At 71.2% G+C, this 288-nt stretch carries 1 pseudogene; it reads right to left on the bottom strand.

Annotated features, from left to right (window positions below):
- Positions 1–260: pseudogene (locus QSK00_RS30330) on the bottom strand (hypothetical protein); the annotation flags it as partial.
- Between the last annotated feature and the right edge of the window lie 28 nt (positions 261–288).

The following is a 288-nucleotide window of genomic DNA, read 5'->3' on the forward strand; positions in this document are numbered from 1 at the left end:
CTGCGTATCGCGGCCCAGGCCAGGGTGGAGGTCAACGCCTCGCCGAGCTCGATGCCCACGCAGAACCGGGAGTGGTCATCGACGATGTCGACCGCCCAGAACGGGGTGCCGTCGGCGAGGTGGTGCAGCGCCCCGTCGATCTGCCAGAGCTGGTTGGGATACGGATAGGTGAACCGCTGCCCCTCGTAGCGGTAGCGGGTCCCACGCGGGCGGGAGACCCGCAGCGCCCCGTCGCCGTGGCGGGCCAGGACCTGCTGCACGGTGGAGATCGAGGGCAGCGCGGACAGG

The organism is Actinomycetospora sp. NBRC 106378 (assembly GCF_030269685.1).
Classification (GTDB): domain Bacteria; phylum Actinomycetota; class Actinomycetes; order Mycobacteriales; family Pseudonocardiaceae; genus Actinomycetospora.